Source organism: Pseudomonas sp. B21-053 (assembly GCF_026016365.1).
Lineage (GTDB): Bacteria > Pseudomonadota > Gammaproteobacteria > Pseudomonadales > Pseudomonadaceae > Aquipseudomonas > Aquipseudomonas nunensis.
Genome location: NZ_CP087205.1, coordinates 5724498 through 5744104, shown reverse-complemented (window position 1 = coordinate 5744104; position 19607 = coordinate 5724498). Strand labels below are relative to the sequence as shown.

Annotated in this window: 12 protein-coding genes; 7 read left to right on the top strand and 5 right to left on the bottom strand. The window is 59.8% G+C overall.

Annotation, left to right across the window (positions count from 1 at the left end; all coding sequences use genetic code 11):
• Nucleotides 1–21: 21 nt before the first annotated feature.
• On the bottom strand, nucleotides 22–1896 hold the full coding sequence (locus LOY68_RS25665) for a putative bifunctional diguanylate cyclase/phosphodiesterase (protein WP_265040677.1): 1875 nt from the start codon (nucleotides 1894–1896) through the stop codon (nucleotides 22–24).
• Complete coding sequence (locus LOY68_RS25660; protein WP_163912366.1) at nucleotides 1893–4199, bottom strand: EAL domain-containing protein; 2307 nt, start codon at nucleotides 4197–4199, stop codon at nucleotides 1893–1895. Before LOY68_RS25660 ends, LOY68_RS25665 begins: the two co-directional genes overlap by 4 nt.
• 258 nt (nucleotides 4200–4457) lie before the next feature.
• Between LOY68_RS25660 and LOY68_RS25655 the strand changes: the two genes are divergently transcribed.
• The 4 genes from LOY68_RS25655 to LOY68_RS25640 all read left to right on the top strand — a co-directional run bounded on the left by LOY68_RS25655 (nucleotide 4458) and on the right by LOY68_RS25640 (nucleotide 7581).
• Nucleotides 4458–5819, top strand: coding sequence for an HD domain-containing phosphohydrolase (locus LOY68_RS25655; RefSeq protein WP_265040675.1), 1362 nt, complete (start codon nucleotides 4458–4460; stop codon nucleotides 5817–5819).
• Nucleotides 5820–5994: 175 nt separating this feature from the next.
• Complete coding sequence (locus LOY68_RS25650) at nucleotides 5995–6417, top strand: NUDIX hydrolase (protein WP_265040673.1); 423 nt, start codon at nucleotides 5995–5997, stop codon at nucleotides 6415–6417.
• 25 nt (nucleotides 6418–6442) lie between these two features.
• Nucleotides 6443–7081 (top strand): LysE family translocator, encoded by a 639-nt coding sequence (locus LOY68_RS25645; protein WP_054045262.1) that lies wholly within the window; start codon nucleotides 6443–6445, stop codon nucleotides 7079–7081.
• 2 nt (nucleotides 7082–7083) lie between these two features.
• A complete protein-coding gene (locus LOY68_RS25640) occupies nucleotides 7084–7581 on the top strand; it encodes a GNAT family N-acetyltransferase (protein ID WP_265040672.1) in 498 nt (165 codons plus the stop codon).
• Nucleotides 7582–7685: 104 nt separating this feature from the next.
• Here LOY68_RS25640 and metR read toward each other — a convergent pair whose 3' ends face one another.
• Nucleotides 7686–8603 carry a transcriptional regulator MetR gene (metR, locus tag LOY68_RS25635; RefSeq protein ID WP_265040671.1) on the bottom strand — a complete coding sequence of 306 codons (918 nt, stop codon included), beginning with the start codon at nucleotides 8601–8603 and terminating at the stop codon, nucleotides 7686–7688.
• Between the two features lie 119 nt (nucleotides 8604–8722).
• Here metR and metE point away from each other — a divergent pair, with 119 nt between their 5' ends.
• Nucleotides 8723–11035, top strand: coding sequence for a 5-methyltetrahydropteroyltriglutamate--homocysteine S-methyltransferase (metE, locus tag LOY68_RS25630; RefSeq protein WP_265040669.1), 2313 nt, complete (start codon nucleotides 8723–8725; stop codon nucleotides 11033–11035).
• Between the two features lie 117 nt (nucleotides 11036–11152).
• Here metE and LOY68_RS25625 read toward each other — a convergent pair whose 3' ends face one another.
• Nucleotides 11153–13840 (bottom strand): hypothetical protein, encoded by a 2688-nt coding sequence (locus LOY68_RS25625; RefSeq protein ID WP_265040668.1) that lies wholly within the window; start codon nucleotides 13838–13840, stop codon nucleotides 11153–11155.
• 247 nt (nucleotides 13841–14087) lie between these two features.
• On the opposite strand from LOY68_RS25625, the gene LOY68_RS25620 reads away from it, so the two are divergent.
• Nucleotides 14088–15107, top strand: coding sequence for an alpha/beta fold hydrolase (locus tag LOY68_RS25620; protein WP_265040667.1), 1020 nt, complete (start codon nucleotides 14088–14090; stop codon nucleotides 15105–15107).
• 95 nt (nucleotides 15108–15202) lie between these two features.
• Here the strand turns inward: LOY68_RS25620 and LOY68_RS25615 are convergent, their stop codons facing one another.
• Nucleotides 15203–18484 carry a hypothetical protein gene (locus LOY68_RS25615; RefSeq protein WP_265040665.1) on the bottom strand — a complete coding sequence of 1094 codons (3282 nt, stop codon included), beginning with the start codon at nucleotides 18482–18484 and terminating at the stop codon, nucleotides 15203–15205.
• Nucleotides 18485–18906: 422 nt separating this feature from the next.
• Here LOY68_RS25615 and LOY68_RS25610 point away from each other — a divergent pair, with 422 nt between their 5' ends.
• Entirely contained in the window at nucleotides 18907–19575 is a 669-nt protein-coding gene (locus LOY68_RS25610) for a DsbA family oxidoreductase (protein WP_265040663.1), read from the top strand.
• Nucleotides 19576–19607: the final 32 nt, after the last annotated feature.

Sequence of the window (19607 nt, the reverse complement as noted above, 5' to 3'; positions counted from 1 at the left end):
CTGCGTGTCGTTGCGTACTGCTCATGCCTGGGCTGAAGGCAGGGGTTTTACCGACATCAGATAATGTGCAAACGCATCCGGCGCTACGGCTTTGCTGAAGTAATAACCCTGGCCTTCCTCGCAGTGGTGGGCCTTGAGGAAATCCAGTTGTTCCAGGGTTTCGATGCCTTCAGCGATGACGGTGAGCTTGAGGCTCTTGCCCAGGCTGATAATCGCGCTGACCAACGCAGCGTCGCTGCTGTCCCGGCTCAAGCCGCGAATGAATGACTGGTCGATTTTCAGCACATCGATGGGAAACCGGCGCAGGTAGCTCAGGCTGGAATAACCCGTGCCGAAGTCATCGATCGCCAGGCGCACGCCCAAGGCCTTGATCCGGTTCAGGGCGGTCACGGTGGCATCGACGTTCTGCATCAATACGCCTTCGGTGATCTCCAGTTCCAGCAGCGTCGGTTCCATGCCGGTCTGCTTGAGAATCAACTCGATGCTCTCGACAAAGTCGCGCTGGCGAAAGTCGATGGCCGAGACGTTGACCGAGATGCAGATATTCGGCAGCCCGGCGGTTTTCCAGATGCACGCCTGACGGCAGGCCTGCGCCATCACCCATTTGGTCAACGGCACAATCAAGCCGCTGTCTTCGGCGACCGCTATGAAATCTGATGGATAGACCCAGCCTTGACCGGGTTTTTTCCAGCGGATCAACGCCTCCGCGCCGACCACCTGGCCATTGCTCAAGTCCAGTTTCGGTTGGTAGTGCAGGACAAATTCGTTGCGCTCCAGGGCCAGGCGAATGCCCGACTCAATGCTCTGCTGCTCCCGGGCGCGCTGGTTCATTTCATCGATGAAAAAGCTGAAATCGTTGGGGCCGTTTTCCTTGACGTTGCGCATCGCGGTTTCGGCTTTCTTGATCAGCACGATGGCGTCGAGGCCGTCCTCGGGGTAGATGCTGATGCCCAGGCTGGCGGTTACGCTCAGGTCGTGGCCGGCAATGTGTTGCGGGGCGCGAATGGCATTCAAGAGTTTTTCGGCGATGCCCTTGGTCTGCTGAGGGTGGCGGATATCGGCGAGGATCACCACGAATTCGTCGGAGCCATAACGAAACACCGAGTCGGATTCGCGCACCGTGGCCACTAGGCTTTGCCCGACGCGTTTGAGCATTTCATCGCCGGCCGGATGTCCCAGCGCATTGTTGATGCGCTTGAAGCGGTCCAGCCCGAGAAACATCACCGCCAGTTGTTTGTCGTGGCGCCGGGACAGGGCCAGCGACTGGTTCAGGCGATCGCCGAGCAAGGTGCTGTTGGGCAACTCGGTGAGAATGTCGTATTGCAGCAAGTGCGAGACCTTGAGCAGCTCATGCACCCGGGCCTCGATGGTCTGCTCCAGGCTCAGCACTTTCATCGCCGCGTCCTGCGCCATCTGCCATTTCCAGGTCAGGGCGCTGGCCATCTGGCGGATTTCCAGGCTGTCGAAGGGCTTTTTCAGCACCAGCAGCTGGTCGCCGAATTCGAGCCGTTCGGCCATCGCTTCCCAGCTGTAATCCGAATACGCGGTGCACAGGGCGATTTGCAGGCTGGGATCGGCCTTCCACAACTCTTCAATGGTTTCCAGCCCGTCCCAGCCCGGCGGCATGCGCATGTCGGTGAACGCCAGGGCATACGGGCGACCTTCGGCCCGGGCACGCTTGACCAGTTCCAGGGCTTCGCGGCCCTGATACGCCGAGTCGAGCTCAAAGGTCAGCCGGTCCGGTTGCTGGGTGCCGAACAACGCTTCTTCGGTGCCTGCCAGGGACTGTTCCGCTTCCGCGTCGGGGTCGAGGATTTTGCGAAAGTCCAGATGGATCGACGGCGTGTCGTCAATGATCAGGATGCGCCGGTTGGTCCGCACGAAGGGGGTCTTCATCCGTTTTCCTCCGTGGAACGCGGCGGGTTACCCAGGCTTGGGTCATTTTCGCCTGCCGGGGGCACGATGCTCCCGGCTTTCAGCAGTTCGGCGGCTTGTTGGCTGCTCACCGCTTTGCTGAAGAAATACCCTTGGGCATTCATCGGCGAACCCGTGGCCATCAACGAACTGCGTTGCTCCTGGGTTTCGACACCTTCGGCAATGATTCCGATCCCTACGTCACGCGCGAAATTAATAATGGCGCGCAAGGTGTTAGCGCTCGCCGGATCCTGGGCGGCGGTGTCGATGAAGGCCTGGGCGAGTTTCAGGTGATTGACCTGATAGGTCTTGAGGTAATCGAACGAAGAATATTCAGTGCCGAAATCATCGATGGCGATTTTCACCCCCAGCTCCCGCAGGCGCGGCAGCACATCGTTGTGGGTCCATTTGGTCTGTGCCAGGGTCGCCTCGGTGACGTCGAAACGCAGATCCCAGGGGCACAATTCCCAGCGCGCGGTGGTGCGCAGCACGTCATAGATCAGTTCGGGGCCGCTCTTGAGCTGGGCCAGTGACAGCTTGATCGCAATCACCGGCGGCGCCATGCCTTCGTCGCGCCACTGGCGCATCTGCCGACAGGCCTGGTCCAGCACCCAATGGCCAAGGGCGACGATGGTCCCGGTTTTTTCCGCCGCCGGCAGGAACGCCGGGCCTTCAAGCACGCCACGGGTAGGGTGGTTCCAGGTGACCTGCGCTTCCATACCGAGGATCTTGCCGGTGCTCAGGTCCACTTCCGGCCAGTAATGCAGTTCGAGTTCTTCATGTTCGATGGCGGACTTCAGGTCGCTGGCGATGGTCATGCGCTCGACCACTTCCTGATTGATCTCCTCGGAATGGAAGTGGTACTGGTTGCGGCCCTGCTCCTTGGAGCGATACAGCGCCATGTCAGCCTGGGTCAGCAGACTGTCGGCGCTGAGGATGTCCGGGGTGCAACTGCTGATGCCGATACTCACCGAGGCCCGTACATCGTTGCCGCCCAGAGAGTAGGGCAGCACCAGCGAATCGCGAACCTTGGCTGCCAGTGCCGCAGATTGGGTCGGATCGCTGACATCCAGCTGCAAAATGGCAAACTCATCGCCACCGAGGCGCGCGACCACGTCGTTTTCACGTACGCAGGCCTTGATCCGCCGGGCGACTTCTTGCAGCAACTGATCGCCCACCGGGTGACCGAGGGTGTCGTTGATGCGTTTGAAGTGATCCAGGTCCAGGTAAAAAATCGCGAACGCGTTGGCGCCACGCCGATTGGCTGCGAACGCCTGGTGCAGGCGTTCGATCAGGGTCGCGCGGTTGGCCAGCCCGGTCAGCCCGTCGGTGCGGGCCAGCAGGGCGATTTTTTCTTCAGCCAGCTTGCGTTCAGTGATGTCGAGGATGATGCCTTCGACTTCCAGCAACCGGCCCTCGGCGTCTCGCACCGGGATGTAGCGGTTTTCGACCCAACGCCAGGCGCCATCGCCGGTGCGCATGCGGAACTCGATGGACGCGCCCTCGGCATGCCGGTCCAGCACGCGTTCCATGGCGTCGTCGACTTTGGACAGATCGTCCGGGTGAATCAGCTCTTTGGACCAATTGGCCGACGCCACCAGTTTGGCTGCGGTGTGCCCGTATTTGGTGATGTTGTGGGAGATGTACATCAGCGGGAACGACGGTTCGCCGCGCAGGCGATACAGAATCGTCGGGCTGTTCTGCACGATGATGTTGGCGTCGGACAGTTCCCGGGTGCGCTCTTCCACCGCTTGTTCCAGCAGGGACATCTTCAGTGCCGCGTCTTCGGTCATCTGCCATTTGGCGGTGAGCGCGCTGGCCATCTGGCGAATTTCGATGGCATCGAAGGGTTTTTTCAGGATCAGCAGGCGATCACCCAGCTCCAGGCGTTCGTCGATGTCTTCCCACGAATAGTCGGAATAAGCCGTGCACAGCGCGACTTGCAGCTTGGGATCGACCTGCCACAGCCGTTCAATGGTTTCCAGGCCGTCCCAGCCCGGCGGCATGCGCATGTCGATGAAGGCCATGGCGTAAGGCATGTCGTTGGCCAGCGCCGTTTCGACCTTGTTCAGGGCTTCAAGGCCCTGATAAGCCGATTCGAGGGTAAAGCTTTGCAACGTAATAGCTGCCGTCGATCCGAAAAGGGCTCGTTCGGTGCTGTCCAGATCGTCATCCTCGATAGTCTGAGGGCTGAGGATCTTCGCAAAATCCTGATGGATCGAGGCAGTATCGTCGACGATGAGGATGCGCCGGTTCGTCCGTGCAAGCAGCGCATTCATAGGCATGCGCCCGGGGCGACAGCGATTCGAAACGGTCTGTTCATAGGGGCATCCTTTCCCTGATCACCTGGCCGAACGGTCACAGAATGTGGATCCGAGTCACCTGAGCATAGCCCCCTTGTCTGGAGTTCGCTCGGGTGTATGGAATGAATCAGTTGCCGGCAATGTCTGAAAATCATCTAGCCTGTAGATCAGGCTCCGGCAAGAGTGGACGTTTGTCGTCGCCTGCCACAACGTTGGACACGTTTCACTCGAGGTGACGCCATGGAAGAGCAACTCCCTACGACTTTGACCGATAAACCCAAGGTGTTGCTGGTCGACGACGAGGAATCAATCCTCAGCAGCCTGCGTCGTCTGTTGCGCGGCCAGCCCTACGACGTACTGTTGGCCACCAGCGGTGCCCAAGCCCTGGAAATCATGGCGCAACAGCCCATCGATCTGGTGATGAGCGACGCGCGCATGCCCAATATGGATGGCGCCACGCTGCTGGCGCACATCCATCAGTTGTACCCGACGACCACGCGCATCCTGCTGACCGGTTACGCAGACCTGCCGACGATCATCAAGGCGATCAACGACGGGCAGATTCACCGTTACATCAGCAAACCCTGGAATGACGAAGAACTGCAGCTGACCTTGCGCCAGGCCCTGGAGCATCATCATTCCGAGCTTGAACGCCGGCGCCTGGTGCAATTGACCCGCCAGCAGAATGACCAGTTGAAAACCCTCAATTCGACCCTGGAAAAACACGTCGCGGCGCGCACTTCCGAGTTGCAACAGACCGCCGACATGCTCGACCTGGCGTATGAAGAGCTCAAACACAGTTATGTCACCGGCACCGAGGTTTTCTCGTTGCTGGCCAACCTGCGCCTGCCACCGGCCAAGCAGACCAACCGCCAGATCATCGAGCTGGTGCGGGTGTACTGCAAACTCCACGGCCTGGACGAAGGCACCAGCCGTGACCTGACCATGGCTGCTGCGCTGTACAACATCGGCAAGTTGAGCTGGACCGACAGCATGATGATCACGCCGTCGGACATGCTCCATCACATCGACCGCGACCGTTATCGCGAGTATCCGAAGCAGAGCGAGTCGCTGCTGATGACCCTCGACCCGATGAAGGATGCCGCACGCTTGATCCTGCATCACCAGGAACGCTGGGACGGCAGCGGTTTCCCGGACCGGCTCAAGGGCGAGGCGATTCCGTTTGGTTCGCGCTTGCTGAAACTGGCGGTGGATTTCATCGAATTGCAGCGCGGGCTGATCCTCGAACGGCAGATGAACAGCGACGAAGCGCTGGTGTACATCCGCAACTACGCCGGGCGGCTCTACGATCCCGAGCTGGTCGAGGATTTCATTCAGGTGTGCGCCGCGTACCTCAGTGACGTGACCCTGGCCGACCCGTCGGTCAAAGTGCTGACCACCCGTGACCTGGCGCCGGGCATGATCCTGGCGCGCAACCTCAATGCCGACAACGGCATGCTGCTGCTCAATGCCGGCAAGGTGTTGAACGCGCCGTTGGTGGACAAGCTGATTGCGTTTGAAACCATGGAAGGGGCGAAATACAGCATCTTTGTGAAAGTCCCCGAGGAAGTGGAAGCCTTGCTGGAACGCGCAACCTCCTAGCCGCTACTGCGAACACTTGTAGGAGCGAGGCTTGCCCGCGAAGGCGATTTCAAAGACGCCTTCGCGGGCAAGCCTCGCTCCTACAGGCGAAGGCGATTTCAAAGACGCCTTCGCCGGCAAGCCTGGCTCCTACAGGTTATTCTTATGGCCTTTTGACTAAGGCCTACTTCGATCCATGCCCACTTCCCCCCGCATCATCCACATCGCCGCCGCCCTGTTGATCGGCCCCGACGGCCGCACTCTGCTGGTCCGCAAACGCGGCACCGAAGCGTTCATGCAACCGGGCGGCAAGATCGAAGCCCATGAGCAACCGGTCCATGCCTTGGCCCGCGAGCTGGAAGAAGAACTGGGCCTGGTCATCGACCCGACGCAAACCACGTTTCTGGGCCAATTCTCGGCACCGGCCGCCAACGAACCGGGTTATGTCGTCCAGGCCGAACTGTTTCTGCTGAACATCGACGCAAACGTCACTCCGGCGGCCGAGATCGAAGAAGTGCGCTGGATCGACCCGGCCACTGACGGCCATCTCACGCTGGCGCCATTGACACGGGACGTGATCCTGCCGTTTTATCGAGCCTCGCTGACCTCGATCGCCTGATCAACACCGGACCCAGGACTGCCCCATGATCCCGCTTCAAGACTTGCTGATCTTCGCCGCCGCCGCGTTGCTGATGGTACTGACGCCGGGGCCGAACATGATTTACCTGATCTCCCGTTCGATCTGCCAGGGGCGCAAGGCCGGGGTGACGTCGTTGCTCGGCGTGGTGGCGGGGTTCTTCGTGCACCTGTTCGCCGCCGCCGCTGGTTTGACTGCGGTGTTCCTGGCGGTGCCGATGGCGTATGAAGTGTTGAAATGGGCCGGCGCGCTGTACCTGGTGTGGCTGGCCTGGCAGGCAGTCAAACCCGGCGCGCGCTCACCGTTCGAAGCCCAGCAATTGCCGCCGGACTCGTCGCGCAAATTGATCACCATGGGCTTTCTCACCAGTGCCTTGAACCCGAAGATCGCGGTGTTCTACCTGTCGGTGTTTCCGCAGTTCATCAGCCCGGAACATGGCTCGGTGTTTACCCAGAGCATCATCCTCGGCCTGACCCAGATCAGCGTGAGTTTCTGCGTCAACCTGCTGATTGCGCTGTTCGCCGCCGGCATTGCGTCGTGGTTCGTCAGCAACCCGACCTGGCTGGCCGTGCAGCGTTATTTCATGGGTTTCGTGCTGTCGGCCTTGGCGGTGCGGCTGATGCTTGAACAGCGCAAGGCGGCGTGACCATGTGGATCGAACGCCTGGATGCCAGCCATGCCCTGGACTATCGGGAACTGATGCTCGAAGCCTACGACCGGCATCCGCAAGCCTTCACCTCCAGCGTGCGCGAACGTGCCGCGATGCCGCTGGGCTGGTGGGAATCGCGATTGACCAGCAAGCTCGATGTGGTGTTCGGCGGGTTCGTGGAAGGCAAGTTGTCGGGCATCGTCGGCCTGGCCTTCGAACCCCGGGAAAAGGCTCGGCACAAGGCGACACTGTTTGGCATGTACGTGTCTGGCCAGGTTCGTCAGTGCGGGCTCGGTTTTGAATTGGTCCAGGCTGCGCTGATGGAAGCGCAAAATCGCCCAGGCCTGAAACTGATTCAGCTGACCGTTACGGCTGGCAATGACGCCGCGTTCAAGCTGTACCAGCGTTGCGGTTTCATCCAGTTCGGCCTGGAGCCGCTGGCCGTGCGGGTCGGCGAGGACTACTTCGACAAAATCCACATGTGGCGCGAGATCTAAAGATCGCAGCCTCGTTTCACTCGACAACTCCTACAGGTGTACGCAAAACACTGTAGGAACTGTCGAGTGAAACGAGGCTGCGATCTTTTGATTTCCGCTTTAAGTCAGCGAACTGCGCTAACCCCGTCGAGGGTGGAGAACGACGTGTCCTTCGCCGTCAGCAAGAAATCGCGCATGTACGGCGCATCCAGCATGTCCGCACGAATCCCCGCGTACAGCGTCGCAAACAAGCCTTTCTCGCCCAGCCGCTTGGCCTTCACATAACCCCGTGAGCTGTATTCATGCAGCGCCCAATGCGGCATGCCGCACACGCCGCGTCCGCTGGCCACCAGTTGCATCATCATCACCGTCAGTTCCGAAGTGCGGACCTGGGCCGGTTCGACGTCGGCGGGTTCGAGGAAACGCGTGAAGATGTCCAGTCGATCGCGCTCCACCGGGTAGGTGATCAAGGTTTCCGTGAGCAAGTCTTCCGGCACGATGTACGCCTTGCTCGCCAACCGGTGCTGATTGGCCACCGCGAGCATCGCTTCGTAGGTGAACAACGGCACGTAGGTGATCCCGGCCAGTTCCTGCGGATCGGATGTCACCACCAAGTCCAGATCGCCACGGGCCAGGGCCGGCAGCGGGGCGAAGGAGAAGCCCGAGGCCAGGTCGAGTTCGACTTCCGGCCAGGCGTCGCGGAACTGGTCGATGGTCGGCATCAGCCACTGAAAGCAACTGTGACACTCGATCGCCATGTGCAAACGCCCGGCAGTGCCGCCGGCTAGCCGCGCGATATCGCGTTCGGCGCCACGCAGCAGTGGCAGGGTGGCGTCGGCCAGTTGCAGCAGGCGCAGACCGGCACTGGTGAAACGCACCGGTTTGGTCTTGCGCACGAACAACGGCATGCCCATGCGCTCCTCCAGTTCCTTGAATTGGTGGGACAGGGCCGACTGCGTCAGGTGCAGGCGGTCGGCCGCATCCACCAGGCTGTCGGCTTCGCGCAAGGCATGCAGGGTCTTCAGGTGACGGATTTCAAGCACCGGGGGCTCCATGAGGAAAACTTGTGATCAACACGAAAAGGTTGAGTTTGTCTCATGTTGGGTTGGCTGTCGACAATAGGCCCACGTTTTTACAACATCTTTAAAGGGAGAAATTCACCATGGCTCTGGCCCACACACTTGGTTTCCCGCGCATCGGCGCTGACCGCGAACTGAAAAAAGCCCTCGAATCCTACTGGAAGGGCGATCTCGATCAGGACGCTTTGAAAGCCGTTGGCCGCCAACTGCGCGCCACCCATTGGCAATTGCAGAAAGACGCCGGCATCGATTTGCTGCCGGTCGGCGACTTCGCCTGGTACGACCAGGTGCTCAGCCATTCCCTGGCTTTCGGTGTAGTGCCCGAGCGTTTCAACAGCACCCTCGATGCCAGCGGCCAGCCGACCCTCGACACCCTGTTCGCCATGGCCCGTGGCGCCACAGCCGCTTGCTGCGGTGGTGAACACAGCCAGTTGCAATACGCCCAGGAATTGACCAAGTGGTTCGACACCAACTACCACTACCTGGTCCCGGAATTCAGCGCTGATCAGCAATTCAAACTGAGCTGGGAACAGCTGTTCGACGAAGTCGCCGAAGCCAAGGCCCTGGGCCACAACGTCAAACCAGTGATCATCGGCCCGCTAACTTATCTGTGGCTGGGCAAAGCCAAAGGCAACGACTTCGACAAACTCGAACTGCTGGAACGCCTGCTGCCGGTCTACAACGAAATCCTCGGTCGCCTCGCCGAACAAGGTGTGGAATGGGTGCAGATCGACGAACCGATCCTGACCCTCGACCTGCCGCAAGCCTGGAAAAGTGCATTCGAACGCGCTTACCACATCCTTCAATACTCGCCGCTGAAAAAACTCGTCGCGACCTACTTCAGCGGCCTGGAAGACAACCTCGGCCTGGCCGTCAGCCTGCCGGTGCAAGGCCTGCACATTGATGCCGTGCGCGCGCCGGATCAACTCGGCCAGGTGCTGGATCGCCTGCCGACCTACAAGATTCTCTCGGTCGGCCTGGTCAACGGCCGCAACGTCTGGCGCTGCGAACTGGAACAAGTGCTGGCGCAACTGCAACCGGCGCAAGAGCGTTTTGGCGACAACTTGTGGGTCAGCAGTTCCTGCTCGTTGCTGCACAGCCCGGTGGATCTGGAGCGCGAAGACAAGCTCGACCCGGAACTGAAATCCTGGCTGGCCTTCGCCGTGCAGAAGTGCGGTGAAATCGCCGTACTGCGCGATGCCCTCAACGACCCGCAAGCGCCCAAGGTGCAAGCCGCACTGGCCGAAAGCCGCGCGATCCAGGCCAGCCGTGCGCAATCGCCGCGCATTCATAAAGCTGAAGTCCAGGCCCGTATCGCCGCCATTGACGCCAAGGACAGCCAACGTCATTCGCCGTTCGCCAAACGCATCGAACAACAGCGTGCACGCCTGAAACTGCCGACGTTCCCGACCACCACCATCGGTTCGTTCCCGCAGACCGGTTCGATCCGTCTGGCCCGTCAGGCGTTCAAGCAAGGCAAGCTGTCGGCCAACGATTACACCGACGCCATGCACAGCGAAATCCGCCACGCGGTGCAAGTCCAGGAGCGTCTGGGCCTGGATGTGCTGGTGCACGGTGAAGCCGAGCGCAACGACATGGTCGAGTATTTCGCCGAGCAACTGGACGGCTACCTGTTCACCCGTTTCGGCTGGGTGCAGAGCTACGGTTCGCGCTGCGTGAAACCGGCGATCATTTACGGCGACCTGAGCCGCCCGAACGCCATGACTGTCGACTGGATCACCTACGCGCAAAGCCTGACCGACAAGGTCATGAAAGGCATGCTCACCGGTCCCGTGACCATGCTGATGTGGTCGTTCCCACGCGAAGACGTGTCGCGCAAAATCCAGGCGCAACAATTGGCATTGGCCCTGCGTGACGAAGTGGTCGATTTGGAAAACGCCGGGATCAAAATCGTGCAGATCGACGAAGCCGCGTTCCGCGAAGGCTTGCCGTTGCGCCGGGCGCAATGGCAGGAATACCTCGACTGGGCGGTGGAAGCCTTCCGCTTGAGCGCCTCCGGTGTGCGCGACGAAACCCAGATCCACACCCACATGTGCTACAGCGAATTCAACGACGTGATCAAATCCATCGCGGCCATGGACGCCGACGTGATCACCATCGAAACCTCGCGCTCGGACATGGAATTGCTCGAAGCTTTCGAAGCCTTCGACTACCCGAACGACATCGGCCCGGGCGTGTATGACATCCACTCGCCACGGGTGCCGGACACCGCCGAAATGGTCAAGTTGATGAGCAAGGCTGTGAAGCGCATTCCGGCGGAACGCTTGTGGGTGAATCCGGATTGCGGCTTGAAGACCCGTGCGTGGCCGGAGACGGAGGCGGCGCTGGTAAACATGGTGGCGGCGGCGCGGCAGTTGCGTAGTCAGCTCGCCTAAGTACGGATGTAATGAAAAGCCCGCTGAATCGGTGACGGTCAGCGGGCTTTGTTTTGGTCGATGGTTTACACAGGCTCCTTATGGAACTTTGTCCGGCATTTTTAACGAAATACCGGGTCACCCCCAGATCCGCGCCATATTCTGGGCTGATGACATCGGAGCGAGTGGCGCCCGATCCAGCGTCATCCATGGGATAAAAAAAACATTCCCGCGACCACCCTCCATGCCACTTTCGAGGTACAGCGTGCCCTCGGGTGTGGGTGGTACAAAATGCAGGCTGAGTACTTCGAGGACCTGATTGTTCAAATGCACAAAGTCGGATGCGGCGCCGGTGCTGGAGCGCAGGCGAAGGGACGGCTGAAGGTTGCCGGTTGCCGACTGGAGCACGGCGACCTGAAGTCGATAAGTAGCGCCGGGTTGGAGGTTATTGAATGATCTGGAGAGTATGTCCGCCGGGGCTGCGCCGGTTACAGTCTCGGTCTTGAGTACGCAATAGCGTTCGCCCGGCGCCTGGTAAAACGAGAACACATTCTTGAAATCCGGATCGTGCGGGACCCAGCCTTGATAGTCCGGGTAATCGAAAACCACTCGTTCCTCCGACAGTCCTGGCTGGACCGTGAACACGTACGGTAGCGAGTGTTGCGTGCTGTCGATTGACCGCACCGTAATGACATGGCGCGCTACCGCAAAGGTTCGCGCCGGCACGACCCAGTCGCCATTGGCATCGACCGTGAACCGTCCGAGATTGCGCACCCCCTCATAGACAACCACCGGTCGCCCCGCAGTCGCCCGGCCGCGAATAACCAGGGAGTTATGGTAGTAAGTGACGCCAGTGTGGGGGATCACCTGATCCCTGGTGGTGACGGCGCTGATGATCGGTATCTGCGTCGGCGGAGCTTGCGGGTCGAGTACGGCGCTGGGGGCGAGCAGCATGTGGGCGGCTTGACCGAGGGCTGCTCTTGATGCCGGCACATGACGACGCACACCGGTGTGATCGGATTCGAAAACCACGTGCGCCGAACAGGGTGCCATCGTGTCCGGGCCATTTTTGATCTGGTCCTGCACGGTGTAGAAAAGCGTCAGTCGCGGGCCGTTTGCAGCCTGTCGAAACTGTTGCGCCGTCAATGTCCGCACGATGCATTGCGGTTCGTTCGCCACGCACCGTGGAAGCTCATCGGGCGACACCGTGAAACGCATGGTCAGGTTGCCCATAGTCAGTGCGATGACGTCGTGAGGCCGGCAATAGGGATAGCAAAAGCGCACCTCGACGTTCAGCGCAACACGTTCGGCATCCAGACCATTATCGATAACGTCCTGTGGCAGTTTCAGTTGCAATTCCGAGTGCCCGGGATTGCAATCGAGGTCCTTGTTGCCGGGGCGGATGGCGTTGTACAGGATCCTCAATGGCGGCGAGGAGGTTACGGCGTCATGGCTGACCCGGCTGATCGTGGCTTGCAGCACGTTGATCCTGTCGGGCATTAGCTCAAGCTTGGGAATCTTCATCTCATGCCGACACTTCACCGTACCGGACTGGATGATAAACGTGTCGACGATGCGCCCGTTGAGCAGGAGATCGACCACATCCAAAGCCACGGCCCCTGTCACCGGGTTGATAATGACCCGGGAGCCGTTGAGGTCACTGTCATCGTAAATCCGTAGCGAGACACCGCAGTCGGCGCCTTCCACCGATTCAGTCGCTCCCAAAATGGTCGGTTGGGCGATCTGCAACACACTGTCTTCGGGAACGGCTGCTGGTGGATGCGGCGGCTCACTGCTCCTGTGCGTGTGACCGACAATCAGAATTTCCGTGGCCGGTAATGTCTGCGCAGAGCCATGGGCGTCGGTACGGGTGAAAAACAGCCGGGCGCTGCCACCAGCCAATTCCTGCATGACCGCGTTGGGAATCTTGAAGTCCGGCCTCAATGGGATTTCCAGAGTTTGTTCCAGGCTCAACACCTTCGACTTGCCCGTGCGGTCCAGGCCTCGCCAGACCAGTTTCAGCATGTCACCGGGGGCAAAACCTTGGGTGTCGAGGCTGACCTTGGCCGAGCGGCTGCCCAATCGGCTCAAGTACAACGTGTGCTGCTGATCGGTGCCTTCTACCGTCGCAAGTACCGGTTCGTCGGTGCCAGACTGGATCGTCAGTACACGGCCGGGTGAGTGATCCAGCGCGCAATTTTTCAGTTCGTCGCACACCGTGTAATACAGAACGACCGCACCATCGCCATTGCTGGCGACCTTGTCCCTGGACAGCGAAAACGTCAGCGGCTGTCCGACCTCGTCGGCCTTTACCGTATGCAGCAAGGCCCAGTTGCCGAACATCAGCGTGACCTTGTCGTTCGGGCACATGCCCTCATAGGCGGGCACGATGACGGTTTCATCCTGCTGAGCGTTGAGCGTGGTGGCGCCAATGTATGGCGCTGCCAGCGGGTGATCGATACCGCCGGGCAAACGGGTCTTGACTCGAACGTTCAGCGGGGCGGATCGCTCAAGGTTCACCCGGTACGTCAGGGTGAAAACTCCTTCCGGAATCAGCGCCGCCGGGATGTATGGGGTGATGGGCTGGCCGGCGTAATCCTTCTTCACCGGCAGGACCAGGACCAGCCGCGTGTCGAGGTACACCAACACACTGTCGCCGGGTTCGATGCCGTTGGAATCAATGGCGATTGGCAAGCCTCGCTCCATGAGGATGGCCTGATTGACGCCCAACTCCGCACGCCCGACGGAGGTCATCGCGCCGGGTATTTCCAGCGCTGGGCGGGTGGCCAGTTCCTGTCTGGCCTCGGGGCAATTGGTTGTGATCATCAACGCAACCTCTGTGTGTGCCCGGGGGGCCGATTGAATACACAACAGGGGAGGCTGCCTACTGTCAGAAATAACAGGTTGACGGGGTCTTCCGATGAGCGGCGGCAGGGTCTTGCCTGGTGACTGCCGTACGCCCGACACGACCACTCGGCAATCTTCATTAAACTGTCACGCAACTGTGGCAGCGCGCTTGAACAAACTTCATCAGACTCGCGCTCTACTGGGGTTCTGCGTTTCGGTGTTTTTCATGCGTGTATTTTTATTAGTGGCAGCGCTGTTGTTCAGCCTGCCGTCCTTTGCGACTTCGCGTTGCGACGTCAATGTGGCGACCGAACATGTCGATCTGGACCAGGTGAGCCTGGCGTACCAGAGCATCGGCCGTGCATCCGATCCGGCATTGTTGCTGGTGATGGGCCTGGGCGGGCAACTGATCCACTGGCCCGACGAAGTCGTGGTTGCCTTGTGTCAGCAGGGTTTTCGGGTGATTCGCTATGACAACCGCGATGTCGGGCTGTCGACCTGGCGCCAGACGCCGGCCAACGCCAACCTGACCTTCGAAGTGTTGCGCTACAAACTCGGTTTGCCGGTGGCAGCGCCGTACACCTTGACCGACATGTCCGAGGACGCGTTAGGGTTGATGGATGCGTTGCACATCGAGCAATTCCACGTGCTGGGCGCAAGCATGGGCGGGATGATCGCCCAGCACATGGCAGCGATGGCGCCGCAGCGGATTGAGAGCCTGACGTTGATCATGACCAGCTCCGGGGCCGAAGGCTTGCCGGCGCCGAGTGCGGCGCTGGTGCAATTGTTGTCGCGTCGCGGCGCGCCGAACCGCGAAGTGGCGCTGGAGCAACAGGCGGATTTGCTCGCGGCCCTGAGCAGCCCGAGCGTGAGCGATGATCGGCAAGTGCTGCTGCAACAGGCCGCAGCTTCGTATGACCGGGCGTTCAATCCCGAAGGCGTGAAGCGCCAGATCATGGCGATCCTCGCCGAGCCGAGCCGCGTGGCGTTGCTCAACCAATTGCGCGTGCCGACGCTGGTGGTGCACGGCACGGCAGACCCATTGCTGCCGGTGATGCACGGCGTCCACCTCGCGGCGCATATTCGCGGCAGTCAGTTGAAACTGATCCCGGGCATGGCCCATCGTTTCCAGGAAGCGTTCAAGGCGCCGTTGCTCGCGGCGGTGTTGCCGTACTTGCAGTCCCACCGCGAAGACACCTCGCATTGGGCGCAGATTGAGCCGGTGGCCGCCCCCAACCTTCTATAACCCCCAATTCCCCGTAGGAGCGAAGTTTGCTCGCGAAGAACGATAACGCGCTCTCCAGACATGACCACGTCCGCTGACCGGATGGCGGTCTGCGTTCAGTTGAGCCGCTGGAATTGAATCCACGGGATGACATAGTCATTTCCCGTGCCGGTGGCCAGAACATTGGAGATCATCAGTCTGTCGTTGGGGCTGCTCGGGATAAAATTCAGCGTGTAATGTCGCGGGTCGGCATGGCTGATGGTCAGGTTTGCGCTTGTGGCGCCATTGGTTCTCAAGGCCACTATCGGTACGGCGGCCAGTTGAGGGTAGCGTGCGAAGTTGACGGTTAAGGCGTACGTCCTACCGGGCGTTAAATTGTTGAAGTCCTTGTACAGCACGACACCCGCCGAGTTATTGGTGTTGGTGTTGTTGAACAACACGTATTGGTTGAACGGAGGGTAGAAGATGAAAAACAGGTCATTGGGCCCAACCGCCGGCCCTGTCTGCCAGCCGTTGTAGACCGGATTGTAGAAGTTTGTAATTTCGAGCACGAGCCCTTCCAGCACCGTGAACGCCCGTGGCTCTGAGACCAGGTCGCTGCCATCGGTGGTTCGTGCCGTGAGGGTATGGGTGGTCACGTTGAATGTTCGTTCCAGAACGGTCCAGATCCCGCTGGCATTGACCGGGAACCGGCCGAGGGAGTTGCTGAGGTTATCAATGACCTCCACCTCTGTTCCCGCTTCGGCCGTGCCACTGATGGCCAGCGTGCGGTAATACGTCGATCCCCGATCGACAACCGTTGCTCCGCCGGCCGTGACGCTGGTGATTTCAGGTTGTTCACTCGCGTTATTGACGATGAGCGTCAACTCCCGGGATGGCAACTGCCGAGTACCCCGGATAAACATGTAACTCACGATCACGACCCGGCCTCTGTTGGCCTTGATAAAGGCTGTGCTCAAAGGGAAGCTGGCCAGACCGTTGTCATCCAGGTCCACCGGAGTGAACGCTGGGGAGCCGGCCCCGGGAGCGCCCCGAACAATCAATTGGACTTGATCACCTGGGCGGAACCCCGGAATTTCGACCCGTCCTATGGCGCCTTGCGGGTTGTCTTTGGGCTCAAGCACACCGCCGGGTGCGAGGATCACCACGGGCGGTGGCAAGTCCGGTATTCCGGAGCCAATGACCCGCGTGTTGGCAATTACCGAGTTGGCAATGAATACGCCGTTTCTGGATTGCACATAGCTGCCGGTCACCCTCCGTCCGGAGATGACCAGGTTATTGGGCACCAGGAGCGGCAGCGGCACGGGCCTGTTGAACTGGCCGGTAAGGGTGCCTGACACCAGGAAGTCAGGGCTGGGAGGGCTGCTGTATCTGGCGTCGATCGTGTCGCCAACCGCAAACTGCGAGGTGGCGGCCCTGACCAGCATGATCAGGTCGTCGCTGCCCATCTGTTCCAGGTCGATAGAGTTTGAATCCGCGTCGTTCGGGTTGTCGAAAAACTCCGGAGCCGGGCGCCGCACGCCAGCGAGATCGACATCGATAAAGATAGGTGGCGAGTACGGGTCAGACGGGTCTGCGCCGTTAGTGATCTGGTCATGTACGGTGTAACTGAATACAAATTCCGGACTGTCGCCGGCATCCTTGAAGTTTTGCGCAATCAATGTGCGCTCAATGCACAGGGGCGTGCTTTCACCGAACTCTGGAGCCTCGCTCGGCGAAACCGTAAAACGCAGGGTCGAGTTTCCCAGTCGCAGCTCGATGATGTCGTAAGCCCGGCAGTAGGGGTAACAAAAACTCACCTCGACGTCCTGCAATGCCCGGGCGGCGTCCAGGCCATTGTCGATGATGTCTTGCGGCAATTTCAGTTGCAGTTCCGAGTGGCCCGGCCCGGTGTCGAGGTCTTTGTTTCCGGGGCGGATTTCGTTGTACAGGATACTCAGTGGTGGCTCGGAAAAATCGGCATTTCCGCCGACCCTGCTGACGATGGCCACAAGAAAGTTGACGGCATACGGGTTGAGCTGATGATTGGGGATTTTCATTAGGTGCCGGGCATTTTCTTCGCCCTCTGCAACGATAAGGGTGTCGATAATGTTGTCGTTGAGAATGAGGTCGATGACATCGAGCGCGGCTCCGTCGATCAGTGGGTCGATGACCACCTGGGCCCCATTCGGGTCCTGGTCATCGTATATTCTGATCGAAACCCCGCAATGCGCCCCGACCACAGGCACGGTGCTTCCCTGGATAATCGGCACATCGATCCTCAAGACACCGCTTTCGGGTTCGCTGAGTGTGCTGCCGCTGCTGCCGCTGCTGCCGGATTCCGGCTCACTGACCCTGCGGGTATTCCCCACAATGAGTATTTCCCGCGAAGGTAATGGCTGTATGTCGCCATTGCCGTCCGTCCGGGTAAAGAAAAGCCGTGCGCTGCCGCCGGCCAGGGTCTGGATATCGGCGTTGGCAATCTTGAAACTCAGCGCCGATTGAATCTTGAGGGTTTGCGTTTCGGTGAGCACATGGGCCTCACCTGTACGGTCCAGCCCTAACCAGTGAAGCGTCAGCGTGTCGCCTGAACCGAAGTCTTGCGTATCGAGATGGATATCGAGCGTCTGGCTCCCCAGTTGGCTCAGGTAGAGAATGCTCTGTTCGTCAACGCCCGCCACCCTCGGGGGCGCAGGCTCATCGGCGTCGCTCTGGATCATGACCGAGAGGCCCGCTGAGTGAGCCGTGGCGCTGTTGCCGAATTGATCAACAATCCTGTAGTACAGAACGATTTCGCCATGACCGTTCTCGGCAAACATACCCTTCAGCAGAGTAAAGGTCAGTGGCTTTGTTACTTCATTGGCTTTCACGGTATGCGGGATGGCGGACCGGCCGAATACCAGCGTCACAACATCGCCACTGCTCATGTTTTGGTAGGGGGCAACCGTGACCGTTTCATCCTGCAGGCCGCTCAGGAGGGTGGCGCTGAGTTGTGGTGCCGCCAGCAAGGAATGCCCCGGCGCATTCAGGTCTGGATCGATGCCGCCGGGCAAACGGGTTTTGACCATCACCTTCAGCGGCACTGACCATTCAAGATTCACCCGGTAAGTCACGGTGATCAACCCTTCGGGAATCAGCCTGGCCGGGATGTACTGGATGATCGGTTCGCGTGCGTAATCCACCTTGACCGGCAGCACCAGTACCAGGCGGTCGTCGATATACACCAAAACACTGTCGCCGGGTTTGACCGAGTCGGAATCTATGTTGACCTGTAATCCAGGTGCTTTAACCATGGCCTGATTGACGCCCTGGGTCGCGCTATCGGCAAAGAACAGCGCTCCCGGAATATCAATCGCCGGGCGTTGACGTTGTTTCGGGATATGGACCGCGTGTTCTTGGCGACGAGAGTCAGCGTTCATGATCCGGGCTCCGGTGGCAATGCGCATTAATGGCAGTGGAAGCAGAGCTAATTGAATGCTTCGGGGAAGAGGGTTGGCTACTGTCAGAAATAACAGGTGGGGCGTGATTTGCGATGAATGGTCAGCGGTTTCCGATGCTCAAGACTCCCGGCTCAGGCCGATCCATGCCGTGTCAAAACCATTGGCAACACCCCAAGTCCCCCTGTGTGAGCGGGCTTGCTCGCGAAGGCGGCGTGTCAGCGGCATCAATCTCGACTGACACACCCATTCCTGTAGGAGCTGCCGAAGGCTGCGATCTTTTGATCCTGATGTTCAGCGGTGCTAAAAGATCAGGATCAAGATCAAAAGATCGCAGCCTTCGGCAGCTCCTACAGGTGTATTGTTCGAGCTTTACGGCGCGACATTAGCCTGCGAGGTATGCGATGAGTAACTCCCTGAAAATCGATTTTGTCAGCGACGTGTCCTGCCCCTGGTGCGTCGTGGGTCTGTATGGTTTGACCAAGGCGTTGGACCTGCTGGGTGACGAGGTCCAGGCCGAGATCCGTTTCCAGCCGTTCGAGCTGAACCCGAACATGGGCCCGGACGGCCAGAACATCACTGAACACATCACCGAAAAGTACGGTTCCACCCCGGAGCAATCGCAGAAAAACCGCGAGATGATCCGCGCCCGTGGCGCCGAGGTCGGGTTTGCCTTTCGCACCGACGGCAACAGCCGCATCTACAACACCTTCGACGCCCACCGCTTGCTCTACTGGGCCGGGCTGGAAGGGTTGCAGTTCAATTTGAAAGAGGCGCTGTTCAAGGCGTATTTCACTGATGGCGGCAACCCGTCGGACCCCGCGCAACTGGCACAGATCGCTGAAAGTGTTGGGCTGGATCGGCAACGGGCCGAGGCGATTCTGGCGTCGGATGAATACGCCAAGGAAGTTCATGAAGAAGAACAATTGTGGCTGTCGCGCGGCGTGAGTTCGGTGCCGACGGTGGTGTTCAACGGGCAATACGCGGTGACGGGCGGGCAGCCGGTTGAAACCTTTGTCGGGGCGATCCGGCAGATCATGAGCGAGGCGAAGGGCGGGACGGTGAATAACTGACACCCCACCCCGTAGGAGCTGCCGAAGGCTGC

What these genes read in the sequence shown, in the direction of transcription:
- LOY68_RS25665 (WP_265040677.1), bottom strand. Translation starts at nt 1,896, where the DNA reads ATGAAGACCCCCTTCGTGCGGACCAACCGGCGCATCCTGATCATTGAC.
- LOY68_RS25660 (WP_163912366.1), bottom strand. Translation starts at nt 4,199, where the DNA reads ATGCCTATGAATGCGCTGCTTGCACGGACGAACCGGCGCATCCTCATC.
- LOY68_RS25655 (WP_265040675.1), top strand. Translation starts at nt 4,458, where the DNA reads ATGGAAGAGCAACTCCCTACGACTTTGACCGATAAACCCAAGGTGTTG.
- LOY68_RS25650 (WP_265040673.1), top strand. Translation starts at nt 5,995, where the DNA reads ATGCCCACTTCCCCCCGCATCATCCACATCGCCGCCGCCCTGTTGATC.
- LOY68_RS25645 (WP_054045262.1), top strand. Translation starts at nt 6,443, where the DNA reads ATGATCCCGCTTCAAGACTTGCTGATCTTCGCCGCCGCCGCGTTGCTG.
- LOY68_RS25640 (WP_265040672.1), top strand. Translation starts at nt 7,084, where the DNA reads ATGTGGATCGAACGCCTGGATGCCAGCCATGCCCTGGACTATCGGGAA.
- metE (WP_265040669.1), top strand. Translation starts at nt 8,723, where the DNA reads ATGGCTCTGGCCCACACACTTGGTTTCCCGCGCATCGGCGCTGACCGC.
- LOY68_RS25625 (WP_265040668.1), bottom strand. Translation starts at nt 13,840, where the DNA reads ATGATCACAACCAATTGCCCCGAGGCCAGACAGGAACTGGCCACCCGC.
- LOY68_RS25620 (WP_265040667.1), top strand. Translation starts at nt 14,088, where the DNA reads ATGCGTGTATTTTTATTAGTGGCAGCGCTGTTGTTCAGCCTGCCGTCC.
- LOY68_RS25615 (WP_265040665.1), bottom strand. Translation starts at nt 18,484, where the DNA reads ATGAACGCTGACTCTCGTCGCCAAGAACACGCGGTCCATATCCCGAAA.
- LOY68_RS25610 (WP_265040663.1), top strand. Translation starts at nt 18,907, where the DNA reads ATGAGTAACTCCCTGAAAATCGATTTTGTCAGCGACGTGTCCTGCCCC.